This window comes from Desulfococcus sp., from assembly GCF_041737845.1.
In the GTDB taxonomy this organism is placed as follows: Bacteria; Desulfobacterota; Desulfobacteria; order Desulfobacterales; family Desulfococcaceae; genus Desulfococcus.
The window spans coordinates 1-19,421 of sequence record NZ_JBGSQX010000074.1; the positions used below are offsets into that span (position 1 = coordinate 1).

General features: G+C 60.6%; 15 protein-coding genes. 7 read left to right on the plus strand and 8 right to left on the minus strand.

From position 1 onward, the window contains the following. Positions 1 to 130: 130 nt before the first annotated feature. The 3 genes from ACEW8N_RS07870 to ACEW8N_RS07880 form a co-directional block, all read right to left on the minus strand. The gene (locus ACEW8N_RS07870) at positions 131 to 2,254 is read right to left on the minus strand and encodes a DEAD/DEAH box helicase (RefSeq protein WP_373499255.1); all 2,124 of its coding nucleotides are present in this window, start codon (positions 2,252 to 2,254) and stop codon (positions 131 to 133) included. Then, positions 2,251 to 3,012 carry an AAA family ATPase gene (locus ACEW8N_RS07875; RefSeq protein WP_373499256.1) on the minus strand — a complete coding sequence of 254 codons (762 nt, stop codon included), beginning with the start codon at positions 3,010 to 3,012 and terminating at the stop codon, positions 2,251 to 2,253. Before ACEW8N_RS07875 ends, ACEW8N_RS07870 begins: the two co-directional genes overlap by 4 nt. A gap of 160 nt (positions 3,013 to 3,172) precedes the next feature. Further along, positions 3,173 to 4,831, minus strand: coding sequence for a PP2C family protein-serine/threonine phosphatase (locus tag ACEW8N_RS07880; RefSeq protein WP_373499257.1), 1,659 nt, complete (start codon positions 4,829 to 4,831; stop codon positions 3,173 to 3,175). A gap of 280 nt (positions 4,832 to 5,111) precedes the next feature. On the opposite strand from ACEW8N_RS07880, the gene ACEW8N_RS07885 reads away from it, so the two are divergent. The 3 genes from ACEW8N_RS07885 to ACEW8N_RS07895 all read left to right on the plus strand — a co-directional run bounded on the left by ACEW8N_RS07885 (position 5,112) and on the right by ACEW8N_RS07895 (position 10,123). Continuing rightward, a complete protein-coding gene (locus ACEW8N_RS07885; protein WP_373499258.1) occupies positions 5,112 to 7,037 on the plus strand; it encodes a sigma 54-interacting transcriptional regulator in 1,926 nt (641 codons plus the stop codon). 306 nt (positions 7,038 to 7,343) lie between these two features. Beyond that, positions 7,344 to 7,925, plus strand: coding sequence for an OsmC family protein (locus tag ACEW8N_RS07890; RefSeq protein WP_373499259.1), 582 nt, complete (start codon positions 7,344 to 7,346; stop codon positions 7,923 to 7,925). Positions 7,926 to 8,131: 206 nt separating this feature from the next. Then, positions 8,132 to 10,123, plus strand: a complete 1,992-nt coding sequence (locus ACEW8N_RS07895) for a peptidase U32 family protein (protein WP_373499260.1) — start codon at positions 8,132 to 8,134, stop codon at positions 10,121 to 10,123. 57 nt (positions 10,124 to 10,180) lie between these two features. Here the strand turns inward: ACEW8N_RS07895 and ACEW8N_RS07900 are convergent, their stop codons facing one another. From ACEW8N_RS07900 to ACEW8N_RS07910, 3 genes are all read right to left on the minus strand, one after another. Then, positions 10,181 to 11,641 carry an SH3 domain-containing protein gene (locus ACEW8N_RS07900; protein WP_373499261.1) on the minus strand — a complete coding sequence of 487 codons (1,461 nt, stop codon included), beginning with the start codon at positions 11,639 to 11,641 and terminating at the stop codon, positions 10,181 to 10,183. Positions 11,642 to 11,738: 97 nt separating this feature from the next. Then, on the minus strand, positions 11,739 to 12,113 hold the full coding sequence (locus tag ACEW8N_RS07905) for a cupin domain-containing protein (RefSeq protein ID WP_373499262.1): 375 nt from the start codon (positions 12,111 to 12,113) through the stop codon (positions 11,739 to 11,741). Positions 12,114 to 12,250: 137 nt separating this feature from the next. Continuing rightward, positions 12,251 to 12,790: a cobalamin-dependent protein gene (locus ACEW8N_RS07910; protein ID WP_373499263.1), complete on the minus strand. Its 540-nt coding sequence runs from the start codon at positions 12,788 to 12,790 to the stop codon at positions 12,251 to 12,253. A 241-nt stretch (positions 12,791 to 13,031) separates the two neighbouring features. Here ACEW8N_RS07910 and ACEW8N_RS07915 point away from each other — a divergent pair, with 241 nt between their 5' ends. The 3 genes from ACEW8N_RS07915 (at position 13,032) to ACEW8N_RS07925 (ending at position 16,663) form a co-directional block, all read left to right on the plus strand. Further along, positions 13,032 to 13,709 (plus strand): winged helix-turn-helix domain-containing protein, encoded by a 678-nt coding sequence (locus tag ACEW8N_RS07915; protein ID WP_373499264.1) that lies wholly within the window; start codon positions 13,032 to 13,034, stop codon positions 13,707 to 13,709. Continuing rightward, positions 13,687 to 15,105: an ATP-binding protein gene (locus tag ACEW8N_RS07920; protein ID WP_373499265.1), complete on the plus strand. Its 1,419-nt coding sequence runs from the start codon at positions 13,687 to 13,689 to the stop codon at positions 15,103 to 15,105. Before ACEW8N_RS07915 ends, ACEW8N_RS07920 begins: the two co-directional genes overlap by 23 nt. A 115-nt stretch (positions 15,106 to 15,220) precedes the next feature. Then, the gene (locus ACEW8N_RS07925) at positions 15,221 to 16,663 is read left to right on the plus strand and encodes a Do family serine endopeptidase (RefSeq protein ID WP_373499266.1); all 1,443 of its coding nucleotides are present in this window, start codon (positions 15,221 to 15,223) and stop codon (positions 16,661 to 16,663) included. A gap of 48 nt (positions 16,664 to 16,711) precedes the next feature. Here the strand turns inward: ACEW8N_RS07925 and ACEW8N_RS07930 are convergent, their stop codons facing one another. Next, complete coding sequence (locus tag ACEW8N_RS07930; RefSeq protein WP_373499267.1) at positions 16,712 to 17,365, minus strand: MBL fold metallo-hydrolase; 654 nt, start codon at positions 17,363 to 17,365, stop codon at positions 16,712 to 16,714. Positions 17,366 to 17,713: 348 nt separating this feature from the next. Here ACEW8N_RS07930 and ACEW8N_RS07935 point away from each other — a divergent pair, with 348 nt between their 5' ends. Further along, on the plus strand, positions 17,714 to 18,625 hold the full coding sequence (locus tag ACEW8N_RS07935) for an ADP-ribosylglycohydrolase family protein (protein WP_373499268.1): 912 nt from the start codon (positions 17,714 to 17,716) through the stop codon (positions 18,623 to 18,625). A gap of 92 nt (positions 18,626 to 18,717) precedes the next feature. Here the strand turns inward: ACEW8N_RS07935 and ACEW8N_RS07940 are convergent, their stop codons facing one another. Then, a complete protein-coding gene (locus tag ACEW8N_RS07940) occupies positions 18,718 to 19,410 on the minus strand; it encodes an arylesterase (protein WP_373499269.1) in 693 nt (230 codons plus the stop codon). Positions 19,411 to 19,421 lie beyond the last annotated feature (11 nt).

Here is a 19,421-nt window from a genome sequence, read left to right on the forward strand (position 1 = left end):
TTTAGCGCTGATGGTACTGCACGGGAAGCTGTGTGGGAGAGTAGGACGCCGCCGTTATCACTCAAAAAAAAGCCCGTTTCTCACCGAAACGGGCTTTTTTTATGATGACATATCGACGCCGGACCAGACGCTAAAAAAAGGTCACCACCGGATCTCTCAAAATGGATTCGATGGCTTTAGAAGCGTTTGCCGCAGCTTTCGGAAACACCTTACCAAGACCCACGACATGCCGGAGATTGTCCGCCGTTCTCAGAATCAGCACCGCCATGTCGCCTTCGGCCAGCTCGGAAATCCGAACCACATGCTCCCAAGTGTGAAGGCCGCCCGACCACAGATACACTGCGAGGCAGGGGCGCAGGTAGAGCTGGCGGGTGTCGAACCCCGCCTGTGCCATGCGCTTCAGGAATGGCCCCAACCCTTTGATCACATTCTGATAGGCGCGCTTGAGCGGATTGGGAACGGTGTCTTTCAGCAGGTGATCGTCGCTTTCCCGCTCATTTACAAACGCCGCCATCAGCCCAGCCAGCATCGGCGGGGAATTTTCAGGGAAGACGCCGCGTCGGAAGCCTTCAGCGATGGACAACGGGTGATCCACGCGAAGCTGGGATGCCCACATCCCGTCTTCGGTCAGGGCGCCTTCGTCAGATACGTACTCGCTTTCCTTCAGGAAATCGAGGTGGCTCAGGAATTCGTTTTTGAGCCGCTCCTTGTTGGCAAGATCAAGATCCGCTCCTTTTCCGGTTTTCAAGGATAAGCGATATGCCTTATCGTTTTCAAGGAGAAAAGCGGCAAAAGACTTTTCCAGCAGGAGTTCGATCTGGCCCGGCGTATGGGAGAGGAGTAAATTGAGGGTCATGGAAAAATTGATCTTGATCTGGCTGTAAACGTCGCCCGGCGGTGCCGTCATGAGTTTGGCAATCAGGCGCGCATCCATGTATCTTCCGGGGAGAATCATGGCGAAACCGATGTGGTCCATGCCGCGGCGGCCGGCCCTTCCCGTCATCTGATGAAATTCGGTCGATGTGAGCGGCAGGAACTCAACGCCGTTAAACTTGTCCGAGTTCAGAAATACGATGGTCCGGGCCGGAAAGTTGACGCCGGCCGCAACCGTCGAGGTTGCGAAGACGGCATCGAGAAGGCCCTGGGTCATGAGTTGTTCGATGAGAAATTTCCAGGCCGGAAGCTGGCCGCTGTGGTGTGCGCCGACGGCATGATTTTCGAGATGCCTGATCTGGGTGTGTTTAAGGATGTGGGGCACCTGTTCGGATAATTCGAAGATCAAGCGGGAGATCGCCGCTTTCCGATCGCCATCCGGAATCATGTTTTGCTGGCATAAATCCAAGGCATTGTCGCAGTCGGCCCTCGATTTTAGGAAGAAGATCGCAGGCAGCAGCCGGTATTTTCTAAGGACCTGAAGGATGTCCCCGAAGGGGGGAAGCTGCCCGGGTCTGGCGAGAGAGGGCTGCCGTTTTTCGGTGATGAAATCGCGAACCTTCTCGAAAAGACGTTTTTTTCCGTCGTAGGTGGCGATCAGGGGGAGAAGCTTTCCCGAAGGATGGAAAAAGAGCGGCACGAGGGGCACCGGCCGCTTTTTTTCTTCGATGACCGTGCATGTTTTGGACCGGATCGAGGCAAGCCATCCCGCAATCTGCGCTGCATTTCCGATGGTTGCCGACAGGAGCAACAGGGGGATCCGGACCGGGAGATAGATCATGACCTCCTCCCAGACGACGCCACGCTCTTCATCACCCAGAAAGTGAGCCTCGTCGAGGATCACGAAATCCGTGCGGATGTCTTCACCGCGATGCATGGCATCATAGAGCTGGTTTCTGAGGATTTCGGTGGTCCCGACGACGATGTCGGCATCGGGGTTCTCCTTCCGGTCGCCCGTCAGGACCCCCACATTCTCGGGGCCGAAAATCTCGCAGAATACCACGAAGATGGAATTGGAAAGCGCCTTCAGCGGCGAGGCATACCAGGTGCGTCCGCCGGCCTTGCGTATTTTCCGGATGGCCTGCTCGGCAATCCAGGTTTTTCCGGAACCCGTCGGCGCGGTGACGAGACAGTCGCCCTTTTCAATGGCGGCGACGGCTTCCGTCTGAAAGGGATCCGGCACAAAGGGTTTCTTTTCCGGGACGCCGATCTTTGAGAATTCCCGTTTGAGCCTGGGGTCAGCACCTGGAGAAATCCGGATCAGACTGGGTTTTCGGTGGTAGCGTCGTTTTTGCGGGCGGTCCCCTGTGTCGTTACTCATTTTTCAATGCCGCCCATCATGGCTTCGACGGCCGCCACGGCCGGCCCGTGGGTATCGAAGGGTGAAATGCCCGCCAGATCCGCTTCGATCAGCTTCTCATCATAGGGGATAAAGCCCAGAAAATCAAAGTCACTCAGATGGCGTTTGAGGAATTCCTCGTCATGGTGGCCGCGGATCTTGTTGCCGACGATCATGATCCGGGTCAGACCGATTTCGGAAGCCAGATGGCGGATGTGCTCGGCGGTATCGATGCTTCTGCGGCCCGGCTCCACCACCACCAGCAGCTTGTCCACCGCCCGGGCCGTGCCTCGGCCGAGATGTTCGATGCCGGCTTCCATGTCCATGATGACAACCTCGTTTCGGGCCAGGACCACGTGGGTCACGAGAGCCCTCAGGAGCGTGCTTTCCGGGCAGATGCAGCCGGCACCGCCTTTTTTAACCCCGCCCAGGCGCATGAGCTTGATGTTTTCAAATCGGGCGGACAGCTTCTCCGGCAGATCGTCGACCTTGGGGTTCAGCTTGAAGTAGCCGCCGATGCTTCCGGGCTGGGCTTCCGTTCGTTCAAAGATCAACTCCTTCATTTCCGAGATCGGGACGATGCTTTCCGCCCCCTGGATGCCGACCGCCATGGCCAGGTTGGCATCCGGGTCCGCATCGATGGCCAGAACATGCCGTCCGGAAGCATTGAGCGATCGAATCAACAGAGATGAGAATGAGGTTTTGCCAACGCCGCCTTTACCGCTTACTGCCAGTTTCATAGGTGCTCCCTTTACCGTATGTCATTGCAAGTAACGCCCATCTGATATGGTTTGAAATCGGTTATCGAACTATATGAATATAACACACGGAAATGCATTCACAAGCGGAATAAGCGCACGGCACCGGCAAACTGCGTCCTGCCCTCCGGCGTGCAACCCATTATATCTGAAAATCCATGTCCGCTTCGGGAAACGCATCCACCTTGATCACCACCAGCGTGATGTCGTCGTCCCGTTTCCGTCCCGCCATGTAGCTGTTCACATCGGCAAAGACCGCCTTGATGATGCCTTCGGCCCTCAGGTGTGAATACCTCCGGATCACCTGACAGAATCGTTCCTTTCCGTACATCTCCCCCGCGGTATTGCGGGTCTCCCAGATGCCGTCGGTCCCTACGGCAATGATCTGGCCGGCCCTGAGGTCTGTCAGGAGAGATTCCTGGTAGATGTAATTTTCATCCAGACCGAGGGCCATTCCCGGACCTTTCAGTTCTTCGAACCGGTTTTCGAAAGGATGGAAGACGACAGCCGGCTCGTGGCCGGCCCTGACCCATCGAAGGCAGCGAAGCGTCGGATCGATAGCGAGATGAAACAGGGTCATGAACCGGCTGGTCTGTCGCGCATCCCGTGTGAAGGACCGATTCATTTCGGTGATCAGGCGGGATATGTCCTGGCACTTTGTCGCGTGAATCCGCAAAAACGCCCTTGCCGTCATCATCATGAGGGCCGCGTCGACGCCGTGCCCCATGACATCCCCGACGGTGATGCTGAAGCTTTTGGATCCGCAGTCCCCACCGTCGAAGGTGTCGATATAATCTCCGCCGACCTCGTCACAGCTCACGGTTTTCCAATCGATGTCAAATCCCTTGATGCTGAAAGACCTGCCGGGCAGCAGGCTCCGCTGCACTTCCGCCGCCAGCGCGAGCGATTTCTTGTGGGAGGTCATATCCGTCACAAAGGCCATCTTTCCGATGATGCTTCCGTGATCATCCCGCAGGATATTGCCGTGGACGAGGACGGGAATTTCATCTCCCTTTACGGGCCTCACGCTGCACTCGAAGGTGTAATGGTCGCTGAAGTCTTGATCCTTCGGACTGAGGCGGGCGGGCCCCCTGAGAAAGAACGCGTCGGGCGCGATTGTTGAAAAATCGGGCGGTGTCCCGCCGATGATCTTTTCCCGCGCCGCGCCGACCATCCCGCAGAACGTCTGGTTGACATCCGTAATGATTCCGTTTCTATCCAGGAGCAGGAAGCCTTCCCCGGCGGTTTCGACAATGCGGCGATATTTTTCCTCGCGTTTCTGGACATCCTTCTCGGCGTTGAGGCGCTGCAGTTCCGCCGATGCACGGGCGGCAAAGATGTGAAGTATGGTGAGATATCGCGGTTTTCGCGGCATGGGCCGGGTATCCAGGACCGCCAGGTTGCCCAGGACACGTTGATCGGTCCCCAGAAGGGGCATTCCCATGTAGCTGACGGCCCGAAACTGAGCGAGGGGCGTGTCATGAGGAAACTCGAGGATGTTATCGGGGTAGTGGACGAGATCGATATGTCGGATCACGGCCTCGCAGGGGGTCCCTTCGATATCCATGAGAAAATTGGGCAAGAGTCGGTCATCCGCCCAGACGGCCAGGGATCGAAGCTGCCGGGTGGGTTCCAGGTATTCGGTCACCCAGGCGATGGCAGTATCCAGTGCCCGGGTCAGATTTTCCACAAGCGCTGCAAAAAACAGCTCCCCCGTTACCCTGGCCGTTCCCTCCAGGATGCGGTGGAGCGCCTTATCCTCGTCGGCTTCAGGAATGGCCGCTTTGTTGTGGAATGCCATCGGTCAGTTCTCCTTCAGTTTGGGCATCCTCCGTCAGGGGAATCAACAGCATCGTCCGGCGTGAGGGCCGACGTCCAGAGGGGTTATCGCGGCGGTCGAGCAGCAGGGGCGAACACGGTATGTTCGACATTCAAAAAAATGCTTCTGGAAACAGGAAAGTCAATCCAGGGCGCTCTTCTCTCAACCTGTCGCCTGGAAATCGCATTGATTCATGCCGATCAATGACTATCCTTTTTGCACAGGTTCTTCTCATCATTGGAAATATACTGGCTCGAATTTAATGGAAAAAGATCGTTTCACCATACCGGAAAATCATCTTCTGGAGGCCGTCTTTGAAGGCACGGCGAAGGAGACGGGCCGGGAATTCTTCAAGGCCCTGGTGAGGCATCTCTGCCGCGCACTCCACACCCACGGCGCATGGGTGACGGAATACCTCGAGGCGGAAGGCCGGCTCAAGGCGATGGCCTTCTGGCTGGGAAATGGTTTTGTTCCGGATTACGAATACGATATTGCCGGGACCCCCTGTGAACCGGTCATGGCATCGAAAGCCTATTTCCACGTTCCGGACAGGGTCGTCGAGTTGTTTCCCAACGACCCTGATCTGCCGGGCATCGGCGCCGTCAGCTACATGGGCGTCCCTCTTCTTGACCTGGAGAACCGGATCCTCGGCCATCTGGCGGTTCTGGATAACCGACCGATGCCCGAAGACCCTAAAAAACTGTCCGTGTTTCGCATCTTTGCCGCCCGAGCCGCGGCGGAGTTGCTCAGGCTTCGGGCGGAAGAGCGGATCCGGGAGCGGGAGCGGAAGCTGACCCATCTGCTGGACAGCGCCATGGACGCCATCATCGAACTGGACCGTCATCTTCGCGTGCTCATCATGAACCGGGCTGCGGAGAAAATGTTTCAATGCAGCAGCGAGGCCATGGCGGGAAAATCCCTCCAGCCGTATCTCACGCCGGGAAGTTATCGGAAACTGGAGCGCCTGGTGGGTGAACTCCTGTCGCGGCCGCCGGGCCGGCAATATCTCTGGATCACCGATGGGTTTCAGGGCCGATCCGCCGAGGGGAGGGAATTCCCTGCGGAAGCCACCCTCTCGCGGGCGGAGATGAAACGGGAAACGCTCTTCACCCTGATCATGAGGGATGTCAACGATCGGCGCGAGGCGGAGCGGAAAATCCACTGGCTCAGCTCTGAAGCGGAATACCTGAAGGAGGAGATCCGGGACCTCACGAAATTTGATGAGATCATCGGCCGGAGTGCTCCCATGTGCAGCGTCCTCAGGAGCGTCAACCAGGTGGCGCCCACCGATGCCGCCGTGTTGATCTCAGGGGAATCGGGGACAGGAAAGGAACTCATCGCCAGGGCCGTCCATGCCGCCTCCGGCCGCAGGGGGAAGCCCCTTATCAAGGTCAATTGCGGGGCCATCCCCGAAGCCCTCATGGAAAGCGAATTTTTTGGCCATGAAGAGGGGGCCTACACCGGCGCAACGAAAAAACGGGAGGGGCGTTTTGCCCTGGCGCACGGCGGCACGATCTTCTTGGACGAGATCGGTGAAATGCCGCCGGGGCTTCAGGTCAAGCTGCTCCGCGTCCTCCAGGAGGGCGAGTTCGAACCGGTCGGGAGTTCGCGGACCCGCCGGGTCGACGTCCGCGTGATTGCAGCGACCAACCGCGACCTGGACAAACTCATGGGCGAGGGAAAATTCCGGGTCGACCTCTATTATCGCCTCAACGTCTTCTCCATTCGGATGCCGGCCCTCCGGGAGCGGAGAGGCGACATACCGCTGTTGGCGGTCCATTTTCTGGAGAAATTTGCCAGAAAGCTGGATCGGGTCCTCCGCCCCCTCGCGCCGGATACTTTAGATCGACTTCAGGCCTATGATTGGCCTGGAAACGTGAGGGAACTCCAGAACGTGATCGAGCGGGCGGTCATCATCGCTACCGGTGACCGGCTTGATCTGGATCCGGGGTTTCCGAAGGCGGCCTCCGATGCATGGACGAAGGCTGTTTCGACGCCCACATCCGACGACGGAAAGGTTCATACCGCGGCGGAAATGCAGGCGTTTGAGCGCCGCAACCTAATCCGGGCACTGGAATCGACCGGATGGCAGGTTTCCGGCAAAAACGGAGCCGCCGCTCTTCTGGGCATGAAGCCCACCACCTTGAGTTCCCGCATGAAGGCCATCGGCATCCGGCGTCCGGGATAACCGGCCGATCCACCTCCCCACGTGCGCATGTTCCGTGCCGCGTCACCGCTCGGCGCCGGCTTACGATATCTCGTCGCCCGACTCCCGAAAAAATCATAAAATACGAAATCTCGTCACATCTTCGATCCGCCATTTGATTTTATAACAATCTGATAATATATTGAATAGAGATCAAAAGGCGCCTTTTGGCACATCCTTTGCTTAGGCTCATGGTGCGTCCGGACCAGAACCCCGGGTTCCCCGGCCGTGAACAGGATACCGACCCACCGCCTCCCCCTCGGGAGGCCACTTAACAGGAGGCCCAATATGGATGCTCAAAAAACCATCAACGGCGTCAGAGTCAATGAACTTTTCGGAACGATCGATGCCGTCAAGAAAGCGCCGGTCATTGCAAAATTCAAATTTCGTGCCAATAACAAATGGCTGGATTGCGGCCATAACCGCACCACCATTAAGGATTTCTATGGAACCCAGCAGGATCATCCCCATGGAAAATATTTCGAGCTGGATGCGGATGAACCGCCCGTCCTCCTGGGAGAGGACAGGGGTCCCAATCCGGTGGAATATCTCCTGACCGCCCTGGCGGCCTGCGTGACCACTTCCATCGTCTATCACGCGGCAGCCAAGGGCATTACCCTGAACGCCGTCGAATCCCGGGTGGAGGGAGACATCGATCTTCATGGATTTCTGGGGCTCCGGGAAGATGTGCGAAGAGGCTTTCAGCAGATCCGGATGGTTTTCAAGATCGACGCCGATGTCCCGGAAGCGGAGATAGAAGCGCTGATGAACCTGGGACCGACCTTCTCCCCCGTCTTTGACAGCATCACCAAGGGCGTACCGGTGACGGTCCAGCTCGACAAGGAATCCTCCTCCCGGGCGGCTGCATGAGCGGATCGCCCGAAGCCCCCCTCGCGGCAGATTCGCCCCCCCGGCGAACCTGCCGCTCTGCCTGGAAAGCGCGACAAGCTGCTTGATTTCGATGGAATATGGCGCTACATTCCTGATCTTACATTATCTTACATTTTTTCCACGGGTTTCGATGGAGTGAGGCCGGGAACGCGGGATAGGACTCCCATAGAGGATTTGATGCACACATGGACAATGACATAGACAATGAAATGCCCCGCACCCCGCCCGCCATTCTGGCGCCGGCAGGCAACCGGGACGCGTTTCTGGCGGCCCTTGCCGCCGGCGCCGATGCCGTGTACTGCGGTCTCAAGGATTTTTCCGCCCGGATGGCCGCCAAGAATTTCTCGCTGGAGGAGATGGCCGCCCTGACCCGGCTCGCCCACGACCGGGGCACGCGGGTTTACGTCACCCTCAACACCCTGATCAAGCCGGATGAATTGGATCAGTGCGGCGCCCTGGTCGACTGCCTGAGCCGCCAGGTTGAACCGGACGGTCTCATCCTGCAGGACCTGGCGGTTGCCGCCATTGCGCGGGAAGCGGGCTTCAAAGGCGAACTGCACCTCTCCACGCTGGCCAACGTCACCTTCCCGAAGGCCCTCGACGTCATCCGGCGTTCCCAGCAGATGGGGATCCGCCGGGTCGTTCTGCCGAGGGAATTGAGCGTGGACGAAATCAAGCAGATGGCCGGGGCCTGCCCGGATGGGCTGGACCTGGAGGTGTTTGTCCATGGCGCCCTCTGCTACGCCGTATCCGGGAGGTGCTACTGGAGCAGCTACATGGGCGGGAAAAGCGGGCTGAGGGGCCGGTGCGTCCAGCCCTGCCGGCGACTTTACACCCAGGAGGGAAGGGCCGGAAGGTATTTTTCCTGCCAGGACCTCAGCATCGACGTTCTTGTCAAGGTGCTTCTGTCGATTCCAAAGGTGTCGGTCTGGAAGATCGAGGGGCGCAAAAAGGGCCCCCACTATGTTTACTATACCGTCAAGGCCTATCAGAAGCTGCGGGACCATGTGGGGGACGCCAGGGAGCGGAAAGACGCACTCGAACTCCTCGCCCGGTCTCTCGGGCGGACGGGGACTCATTACCGGTTTCTGTCCCAGCGCCCCCAGAACCCCGTCAACCCGGAGATCCAGACCGGCTCCGGGTATCTGATCGGAAGGGTCAAGGGCGCGCCCGAGGGGGCTTATGTGGATTCCCGGGAGCCGCTGTTATCGGGGGACGTGCTTCGCGTCGGCTATGAAGACGAAGCCTGGCATACCGTCATCCGGGTGGGAAGGTATGTGCCGAAAAAGGGGCGCCTCTTCATCCGGCAGCGCGGCGGCGGGAAATTTGCCGGGGGCACGCCGGTTTTTCTCACGGACCGCAGGGAAAAAGAGCTCCAGGGGATGATCGACGCGCTCGAAGCCTTGCTGACGGAGGTCGCCCCCGTCACGCCGTTGCCGCCCTATCGGGTGAATCTTCCCCGGTCGCCCCTGAAGACGGCGGCCCCCCTGGATCTCAGGGTCGATCGATCGCCGCGGCGGGGGCCGCATCGGGGCGGGTCCGGCCTCTGGCTTTCGGACGATGCGCTGAACAGGGCGGACAAGCGGCTGTTCTCCGCGCTCTGGTGGTGGCTTCCGCCCGTGATCTGGCCGGACGAGGAAGAACTCTGGCGGCAGAGGATCGATGCGGCAACAATGAACGGCGGGCGGATGTTCGTTTTAAACGCCCTGTGGCAGACGGCGTTTTTCGATAGCCGGCCATCCACCCTGTGGGCCGGGCCGTTCTGCAATATCGCCAACCCCATGGCCATCCGTCTGGCCGCATCCCTGGGGTTCGCCGGGTGCATCGCGAGCCCCGAACTGGGCTCCGGGGACTACGCGGACCTCGGCCGGCAGAGCCCGCTTCCCCTGGGGATCGTGATCGCCGGCAACTGGCCCCTCGCCGTCTCCCGGGTCGCCCCTGAATCCGTATCGCCCGGGCATCCCATCATGAGCCCCAGGGGAGAAGCCGCCTGGATCCAGTCCTACGGCGAAAACACATGGATCTATCCCAACTGGCGGATCAATCTGGAGGCGGAGAGAAAGGTTCTTTCCCGGGCCGGCTACACCCTCTTTGTCACCCTCGAGGAGCCCGTGCCGGATCATATCCGTCTGAAGGAACGGCCCGGTCTGTGGAACTGGAAGGTGGGGCTGCCATGATCCGGGCAGGATATGAACCCGACCCGGTCCGCATAGGGCGAGGGTTCAGGAGACAGGCTATTTCTTGAAGGTCATGACATAGAGATTCGTTTTCTTGAAGAAGACCTGGTCAACGCTGTACTTGAAACGCGGATCGAGTGCGGCTTCAACCAGAACCGGCGAGCCCGCGCCGCCGGACCCGCGGATCGAGATTCCCGTGACAAGTATCCCGTTTGCGGGAATGGCGCTGCCGATGCCGGGTGACAGGCGGGTGTCCGCGAACTCGCAGACGACCATGGGCACGGACTGGTCGTCGAGGGTATAGGTTTTGGGCGGATGGAACCCGTTCAATTCAAAGATGATGTTTTCGTTGCCTTCCGGCGTGGTTTCGAAACGGATGGCCCGGATCTCCTTTTCGGAAGGCGCCTCTGCGGGTGCGGATGCGGTTTCCGTCTTCGGCTGTTCAGCCGCCGCCGGCTTTTCGCCTGATTTCCTCTTGAGGGTTTTCGATTCCTCAGGCCGCGCCGCGACTGGAGCGTCCTTCGGGGTCGCCTCGTCTTTTCGGAACTCCTTGTCGTCCACGATATCGAACATTGTTTTGCTGGCCCACCCCGTCCGTCCGTCCGAGAGGAGAATGCGATACCAGGCCCCCTCGGTTTCAGTCACGACGGCCCGGGTCCCCCGGGGGATGCCGAAGACCGTGGGCGAGGACTTGGACGGCCCGGTTCTCACCCGCCCCGATCTCGCCTTGAGGATGACGGCAGGCCCGTTGCCTTCGCCGGAAGCGCCCTTGCTTGCAGCCGGATTGGCTGCGGCCGTTCCCGTGTCGGCTGCGTCGCTTTCGGGTTGGGATGGGGGGGTGTCCGGCGCAGGCGCGGGTGTGCCCGGTTCGCCGGCCCCGGATTCGGTTGCGGCGGTTTCGGCTTGGGAGGGGGTGCCCTCTGCCGCCCCGTCCGGTTCCTCGTCAACTGGGGGCGCTTCGGCTTCCGCCGGGGGGGGGGGCGAGGTGAACGCCGCGAGGGTGTGATAGAGCCAACCGGTCTGCCCGCTTTCGGCCTGGATATGGTACCAGTCGCCCTGCTTGGCCAGCACCGTGAACCGGCTGCCCCGGTTCAGGCCGAAGGCGAGCGGTGCATTCAGGGAGGGGGCCTTTCGAACCCGCCCCGAGGCTGCCTTGAGGGTCGCGGTTCTTCCCGGAACCCCGGGTGATGAGGCTTCAGGGGTAACGGCTGCGGCTTCGGCGGTTGATTTTTCCGCGGTGAAAATGCTCTGATGCACCCATCCCAGCCGCTGGTCGGGCAAGCTGACGGCAATCCACTCGCCCTTTCGGTACAGCACGAGGAGTTCGGCCCCCGGCTTCAACATTTCCAGCACCGGCGCGATCTTGACGGGTTGAGCATGCAGTTTCGCCTCCGACGTCCGGACGATCCGGACGCCGGGGTCATCGGCCGAGAGCGTCGGGCACCGGAGCAGGCCCGCCGAGGCCCAGAACGCCAGGCCCAACATAACGGAGAGGAAGTGGGATCGGTTACGTCTCATGCTCATGGATATCCGCCTGTAAGTCGAAAAATTGTGGTGCGCTTCGGAGCGCCAGGGGGCCGGGACGCGAGGGACCCCCCATCCATCCGCGGATGGTTCAGGACTGCCGCGGCCGTGACGGGTCGTCAACCTTGACGGCCTTTCGGGCATGGTAGCTTTCGGTGTTCATGGTGGCTTTGGGTTCGATCATCAGGATGCTTGCCTCCTGGGCCGCCACCAGCTTATGGGGGGTATTGCACGGGATGATGAAGAGATCGCCTTCTCCCAGCACAAGGGCGTCGTCCTGAAATTCTATGCTCATCTGGCCTTTCAGGACCAGGAGCATTTCGTCCTCCTCCTTGTGGTGATGCCAGTCGAAATCCCCCTTTAATTTGATGATCTTGACGGGCCGGCTGTTAAATTCGCCAATCAGCTTGGACTGCCAGTATTTATCGAATGTTCGAAGCTTTTCGGTGATGTTTATTTTTTCCATTGGATCTCCTTGATGGGAATGTCGCTGCCGGATCCGCTCTCCGGGTCGACGGTCTCTGGGATGGGCAAGTCTTCGAAAAAATATTTCTTAATAATATCAAATGAATTGATACACAAAGGCACGCCGGCGGTCAAGGCTCAATTTGCCGCATCGGGCCATGGCGGCTGAAAATTCAAAAGATATTCAATAAATGCGGCCGCATTCCTGGCGACGAAGTCGATGCCCGCGCGCCGGGCAAGGTCCGGATCCGCGCCAAAGAGCGGGCCGCCGGCGACGATCCGGGTCTTTTTCGGGATGCTGTTCCGGATCTCGACCAGGGCCTCCTCCGTGTCGAACTGGAGGACCGTGAGCCCGAGGATGTCCGGCTGATGGGCTGCGCAGGCCCGGATGACCTCTTTTGGCGGCTTAAGAAGACCCAGGGGAATCATCGAAAGGCCTGCGACCTCCCCATAGAGGTGAATCACCTCGAGGCCGTGGCCCCACGCGTCGTCCAGGGTCGCCGTCACCATCAGGGGCGGACGGGGCCAGAGGCTCTCCGCGCCGCTCTCCCGTTTCCATGCCAGCACTTTTTCCGCGGCGGAAAGGAGTTCGTTTCGGGAAGGCCTGCGGGTTGTTTTCAATGCATCCACTATTTCGATGATCTTCCGGCGCAGGGATGCGGCTGCGGGTTCTATCATTTTCCGTCCTCCGTCCTGGTTGATGGCAATGAATCGGGCCTTCCATGTTCCGCCCGGTGTCGCAGAACACCTTAAAAGACTTTGATGCTCCGATTCAAGCTTTTTGTTCGGCGTGAGGCCGCGCCGGGATTTTCCCTCTTTCCCATTCCGCGCTCATGGGTTACTTTAGGTGATTGAGAAAGCGGTCGAACCGCAACGGCGGCCGCTGAAAACGACAACCGCAATCCCATGGGACACGTTCATGAGAATCCTCCTGGTGGAAGACGATCAAAAGATCGCATTCTTTATCCTCAAAGGCCTGAAGGCGGCCGGATACGCGGCGGATCACGCCGCAGACGGCGAGAACGGCCTGCACCTCGGGCTCACCGAGCCCTATGACGCCGCGGTCATCGATGTGATGCTGCCCGGAAGGAACGGCCTCTCGATCATCGAGACCCTGCGCCGGAAAAAAGTGAGAACGCCGGTGATCATCCTGAGCGCCAAGGGAGAGATCGAGGACCGGATCAAGGGGCTCGAGATCGGGGCGGACGACTACCTGACGAAACCCTTCTCCTTCTCGGAGCTCCTGGCGCGGGTTCAGGCCCTGATCCGCCGGTCGAGCGAGGTTTCGGAGCCCATGCGCCTTGCCGTCGGCGGCCTCTCCCTGGATCTCGTGACCCGGCGGGTGGCTCGGGACGGCCGGAAAATCGAACTCCAGCCCCTGGAATTCTCCCTCTTGGAATACCTGATGCGAAACGCCGGCCGGGTCGTGTCCAAGACCATGATCATGGAGCACGTGTGGGACTATAACTTCGACCCCCGCACCAATGTGGTGGAGGCCCGGATCTGCCGGCTGCGGGACAAGGTGGACAAGGAATTCGACCGGAAGCTGATCCACACGGTGAGGGGCGTCGGGTATGTACTTCAGGAAACGGATTAGATGGCCGCGCACCCTGGCCCTTCGCCTGACCCTCTGGTACGGGTCCATCGTCGTGCTTGTGTCGGGCGTGGCCTTTTTGCTCTTTTACCTGATGGTGACCGGTCTCCTGGAGGAGCGCTCGGACCTGGAGCTCCTCAACGAGGCAAGCACCTTCGAATCCATCTTCAAGGCCAAGGGGCTGGACGCCGTCAGGCGCGTGATGGTCCTGGAGGCCCAGGCGGCCGGGGAGCGGAAGGTCTTTTTCAGGCTCCTCTCCCTGGGCGGTGCGGCGTTTTCATCGTCCAACATGTCTTACTGGGAGGACATCGGCGTCGCGAGAAGCGCCATCCGGGACCTGATGGAAGGGCGCGCCCATGTCTTCGACACCCTCCCGAGCCCCGACCGGAAGCACCGGGTGCGGATCCTCTACCGGATGATCGGACCGGGCGTCATCGTCCAGCTCGGGGAGTCCATGGAGCATGCCGGCCGCTTCATCGAGGCGTTCCGGAAGATCTTTGTCGGGACCATGACGGCCCTGGGGGCCTCCGCGATCCTGATCGGGTGGTTCATGGCCCAAAAAGCCCTGGGGGGCGTCGGAGAGGTCACCCGGACCGCCCTGGAGATCACCGGCGGGGAGCTGGGGCGCCGGGTCCCCGTGAAGAGATGGGGGGATGAGATCGAACGCCTGGCCGTCACCTTCAACGGGATGCTGGACCGTATCGAGAGCCTGGTTGCGGGCATCAAGGAGATGAGCGACAACATCGCCCATGACCTGAAAAGCCCCGTCACCCGGATACGGGGCCTGGCCGAAGTAACGCTCACCACGGCCGGCGCGGGCCCCGACGCCGTCGACCATTACCAGGGGATGGCGGCGGGGGTGATCGAGGAATGTGACAGCCTCCTCGACATGATCAACACCATGCTGATGATCTCGAAGACGGAGGCCGGCGCCGGCGTCATCGAGCGGACCGCCGTGGACATGGGCGCCCTGGTCAGGGGGGCGTGCGAGCTGTTCGAGCCGGTCGCCGAGGACAAGGGCATCACCCTGGCCTGCCGCGCCCCCCTAAACTGCACCGTGACGGGCGACATCCGTCTGCTCCAGAGGGCCGTCGGCAATCTCCTGGACAACGCCCTCAAGTACACCCCGGAGGGCGGTTTCGTGGATGTCTTTGTCTCGGGGCTGGACGGGCGCCGCCTGGAGGTCGTGGTCGAGGACACGGGGACCGGCATCCAGGCGTCGGATCTCCCCCACATCTTCGACCGGTTCTACCGGTGCGACCCCAGCCGGGCCCTGGCGGGGGCAGGCCTGGGGCTCAGCCTGGTCAGGACCATCGCCGCGGTCCACGGCGGCTCCGTTGTGGTGGAGAGCGTTCCGGGCGCAGGGAGCGTCTTCTTTTTTGAATTACCGTTTTCCTGAAACATGACCAGGTGATCATCTTTTCATCATGTTGAGATCAACTCATCGTCCTATAGTAAGTTCCAAACATCGTTTTCAGTGTCAACTCATCGCATCTATTCAGGAGGAAACAATTATGAAATGGATAACAGCCAGACCACATGCAGCAACGATCGCCCTTTGGACCGCCGTGCTTTTTCTGGGGGCCGGCCTCCGCGCGGACGCGGGCGCCGCCTCGAATGGTGATGCTCAGATGGTCCCCATGAACATCAGCAGCCTGGCCCAGAAGGTGCGGCCGGCCGTGGTGAATATCCGGACGGTCAAGACCGTCAGCGGCGGCGGGCGGGTTTTCCGGCATTTTTACGGCAACCCCTTCGGGGACCGGGACAACCCCTTCAAGGATTTCTTCCCGCAGTTTCCAGATGACAATGCCCCGGATTTCAAACAGCAGAGCCTGGGGTCCGGGTTCATTATCGACAAAGAGGGGTTCATCGTGACCAACAACCACGTCATCGACGGCGCGGACCAGATCAAGGTGCGTCTCGCAAATGAAAAGGAGTTCGACGCCGAGGTGATCGGCCGGGATGCCAACACCGATCTGGCCCTGATCCGCATCGCCCCCAGCAAGGATCTGGTGCCGCTTGAAATCGGGAACTCCGATCAGCTTCAGGTGGGGGACTGGGTCGTGGCCATCGGCAGCCCCTTCGGGCTCGAGCAGACCGTCACCGCCGGAATCGTCAGCGCAAAAGGCCGGGTCATTGGCGCCGGCCCCTATGATGATTTCATCCAGACCGACGCCTCCATCAACCCCGGAAACAGCGGCGGGCCGCTTCTCGACATGGAGGGCCGGGTGGTAGGCATCAACACGGCCATTATCGCCAGCGGCCAGGGGATCGGCTTTGCCATCCCGGTCAACATGGCCATCGGGATCATCGGCCAGCTGGAAAAAAGCGGGGAGGTCACCCGGGGATGGCTGGGGGTCGGGATTCAGGACCTGACCGATGAACTCAAGAGCTACTACAACATCAAGCGGGACACCGGTGTCCTGATCTCCCAGGTTTACGAGGGCGATCCGGCGGACAAGGGCGGCGTAAAGGTCGGCGACGTGGTGATCGCCGTTGACGGCAAGGAGGTCAAGTCGAGCCGGGATCTGTCCGGACAGATCGCCGGCCTGCCCGTGGGCAAGAAGACCTCCATCACCCTGATCCGGGACGGGAAGGAGAGGACGGTCGACGTTACGCTGGGCAAGCGGGCGGAGGACGTTCAGCGTGCGGGCACGGGAAAGAAAAATGAAGAAAACCTGGGCCTTCAGTTGAGAGACATCGACCCTGAGATGGCCAAGCGGTTTGGATACGAGTCCGGCGAGAGGGGGATCCTCGTCACCGACGTGTCCTCCGGCAGCAAGGCCGAGGAGGCCGGCATCCGCCAGGGGGATCTGGTCATCGAGATCAACCGGGAGCAGGTGGCGTCCATCTCCGAATTCCAGAAGGCGGTGGGCAAGGTCAAGACGGGCGAGGCCATCCAACTGCTCATCAAGAGACCCCGCAGCGGGTTTGTCGTCGCGAAACTGGTGAAATAACGGGCTTCGGGGCGGGAGCCCTCCCGCCCCGATCCTCAAGACCTGCGCTCAAACGTAGGCAAACCAGAAAGATTCCATCTCCTCAAAATTCTTCCGCACGGCGTCCGCGCCCGAGATGACCTCGCCATGTCCGGGCAGGAGCCATTCGACGTCGAGGGTCGCGAGTCGCCGGATGCCGGCTTTCAGCAGTCCGCCGTCTCCGCCCGGCAGGTCGGTCCGGCCCAGGCCTTCCTTGAACACCAGGTCTCCCGTGAAAAGCGCCTTTTCCCGGGGCCAGTAGAGCGAGACGGACCCGGGCGTGTGCCCCGGGGTATGGAAGACCTCAAAGGCGTGCCCGCCCCAGGAGAACGGCCCCTCCTCGATGAAAAGGTCGGGTTTTGCGGCATCCATGCGGAGTTCCGACATCTCCTGATATTCCGGCAGAAAGCGCCATTCCGCCTCGTGGAGTGCCATGGGAACCCCCAACTCCCGGAACACCATGGCCCCCTCGATATGGTCGGGGTGGCCGTGGGTGCAAACGACCAGCCCGACTGCGCCCACGCTGAGGCCCATGTCCAGAAGCCCCCGCTGAACATGCTCGAACAGCGCGAGGTGCCCGGGATCGATGAGGATCGGCGAGGCGCCGCCGATGAGATAGGTGTTGCAGTTGTTGACGGTCTCGGATTCCCAGGGGAAGATATGGATGTGGTCGGTCAGGCGCATGGGGGGCTCCTTTTGGGTCGGGGCATTGAATGCATGGTTAAATGACAGTGAAGATAAGCATTCCCTTCCGGTTCAGACAAGAACCGCCGCCATCCACGATGCCCCGGAAAATTTGTCATTTCCAATTACAGCCATATATTGGTTTATCTCAAATGGCGGCCCGGGGTGACGCCGTTCGCCAGGTCGTCCGGAACCTCCGGAGGTTCGGTAACACCCCACCGCGGAATGACCGAATCCTTTGCCGCCGGGGCCGTCCGGCATATGGCCTGCGGAAAGCCGTTCCCGGGCCGTGTTTGCCCTCGATTGGGGAATATCAAATCACAACCGACATTGATGATGGAGAATATTATGATCGACAACAGGAAAGCAGCCGTTTTGGCCTCATTTGCAGCGGATTCTCTCGCCCTGGGCGCCCACTGGATCTACGACACCGACGAGATCGCCGCTCGTTTCGGCCGGGTGACGGCCCTCGAAAAGCCCGGACCGGATTCCTACCATACGACCAAGGAGAAAGGGGAGTTCACCCATTACGGGGACCAGATGCTGGTGCTCCTGACCTCCCTTGCGGAGCAAAAGCGGTTCGACCTCGAGGATTTTTCCCGGCGGTGGCGAAAGCTCTTTGAACACTATGACGGCTACATGGACGGCGCCGCCAAGAAGACCCTCGCCTATTATGAAAAAGGAAAGACCGCGGAGACGGCCGGATCCCATACCGGCGATTTTGGCGGCGCCTCCCGGATGGCGCCCCTGGTAGGCCTGCTCGGTGGCGATCCCGACGGTCTGGCCGAAGCGGCCCGGGCCCAGGCCCGGATGACCCACGACGATCCCAACACCCTGGACACGGCGGATTTTTTTGCCCGGGTGACCGCGGCGGTGCTGAACGGCGCCTCTCCGACGGCGGCCATCGAGGAGATCGCTGCGTCGGAGGCCTTTGAGATGACCCCCGTCGCCATGTGGGTGGAGGAGGGGCTCAAGTCCCGCAACGAAGAGAGTGTTTCGGCCGTCGCCAAATTCGGCCAGGCGTGCGAGACGCCCCAGGTCTTTCCGGGGGTGGTCCATCTGATCGCCAGATATGAAGCGGACCTGAAGGAGGCGCTGATCCAGGCCGTCATGGCCGGGGGCGACAGCGCGGCCCGGGGTAGCATGACGGGCATGGTCCTGGCCGCCCACCTCGGGATGGACGCCATTCCCCGGGAGTGGACGGAGGGGATGAAAAAAGCGCAAGAGATCCTGTCATTGCTGGAGAAAATCGCCGGGTAACCTTTAGGAGCGGCCGGGTGAACCGCCTCCGGACAGGTTCCAGTAAGCCTGGTTCACCCGTCACGCCTGATCTATGATCCTCCGGACAGGCTTTACCCGTGCGTCTTCAGTCGGCCGATGGCCTCGATCACATGCGGGTATACGGTTTCCGCAACGATCCGGTAGCCCTCCGGATTGGGGTGGATGCCGTCGGGCAGGTTGAGGCGCGGGTCGCCCGCAACGCCCTTGAGGAAAAACGGAATGAGGAGGACGTTTTCGTCTGCGGCCACCGACGGATAGATCTCCCGAAAGGCGCCGGTGAATTCCGCCCCCAGGTTCCGGAACATCTCCATGCCGGCCAGGACCACCACCACTCCTTCCCCCTGGAGGATGCGGACGATTTCGCGGATGTTCTTCCGGGTCAAGGCCGGGTCGACGCCCCTGAGGCCGTCGTTGGCGCCGGTTTCCAGGATGACGATATCCGGTTTCAGGGTCAGGACCCACCGGACCCGCGACAGGGCGCCGCTGCTGGTTTCGCCGCTGATGCCGGCGTTGATCACGGTATAGTTGAGGCCCGACGCCCGCAGCTTTGCTTCGAGGAGGGCAGGGTAGGCCGTCTCTTCATCAACGCCGAGCCCCTCTGTAAGGCTGTCTCCGAAGGCTGCGATCACGCCGGCCGGGACCTCCGGCGCAGCGGCCGCCATGGGTAGGGATGGCGGCGCCTCGGCGGCCGGTTTGCCGTCGCAGCCGCACAGCGCCGTCGAAAGCAAGGCCAAAGCGGATAATATCCAAAGCTGTCGTTTCATCTGATCGATCC

Excerpts from the sequence above, each read along its gene's own strand:
- ACEW8N_RS07870 (WP_373499255.1), bottom strand. The coding sequence starts at position 2,254 with ATGAGTAACGACACAGGGGACCGCCCGCAAAAACGACGCTACCACCGA.
- ACEW8N_RS07875 (WP_373499256.1), bottom strand. The coding sequence starts at position 3,012 with ATGAAACTGGCAGTAAGCGGTAAAGGCGGCGTTGGCAAAACCTCATTC.
- ACEW8N_RS07880 (WP_373499257.1), bottom strand. The coding sequence starts at position 4,831 with ATGGCATTCCACAACAAAGCGGCCATTCCTGAAGCCGACGAGGATAAG.
- ACEW8N_RS07885 (WP_373499258.1), top strand. The coding sequence starts at position 5,112 with ATGGAAAAAGATCGTTTCACCATACCGGAAAATCATCTTCTGGAGGCC.
- ACEW8N_RS07890 (WP_373499259.1), top strand. The coding sequence starts at position 7,344 with ATGGATGCTCAAAAAACCATCAACGGCGTCAGAGTCAATGAACTTTTC.
- ACEW8N_RS07895 (WP_373499260.1), top strand. The coding sequence starts at position 8,132 with ATGGACAATGACATAGACAATGAAATGCCCCGCACCCCGCCCGCCATT.
- ACEW8N_RS07900 (WP_373499261.1), bottom strand. The coding sequence starts at position 11,641 with ATGAGACGTAACCGATCCCACTTCCTCTCCGTTATGTTGGGCCTGGCG.
- ACEW8N_RS07905 (WP_373499262.1), bottom strand. The coding sequence starts at position 12,113 with ATGGAAAAAATAAACATCACCGAAAAGCTTCGAACATTCGATAAATAC.
- ACEW8N_RS07910 (WP_373499263.1), bottom strand. The coding sequence starts at position 12,790 with ATGATAGAACCCGCAGCCGCATCCCTGCGCCGGAAGATCATCGAAATA.
- ACEW8N_RS07915 (WP_373499264.1), top strand. The coding sequence starts at position 13,032 with ATGAGAATCCTCCTGGTGGAAGACGATCAAAAGATCGCATTCTTTATC.
- ACEW8N_RS07920 (WP_373499265.1), top strand. The coding sequence starts at position 13,687 with ATGTACTTCAGGAAACGGATTAGATGGCCGCGCACCCTGGCCCTTCGC.
- ACEW8N_RS07925 (WP_373499266.1), top strand. The coding sequence starts at position 15,221 with ATGAAATGGATAACAGCCAGACCACATGCAGCAACGATCGCCCTTTGG.
- ACEW8N_RS07930 (WP_373499267.1), bottom strand. The coding sequence starts at position 17,365 with ATGCGCCTGACCGACCACATCCATATCTTCCCCTGGGAATCCGAGACC.
- ACEW8N_RS07935 (WP_373499268.1), top strand. The coding sequence starts at position 17,714 with ATGATCGACAACAGGAAAGCAGCCGTTTTGGCCTCATTTGCAGCGGAT.
- ACEW8N_RS07940 (WP_373499269.1), bottom strand. The coding sequence starts at position 19,410 with ATGAAACGACAGCTTTGGATATTATCCGCTTTGGCCTTGCTTTCGACG.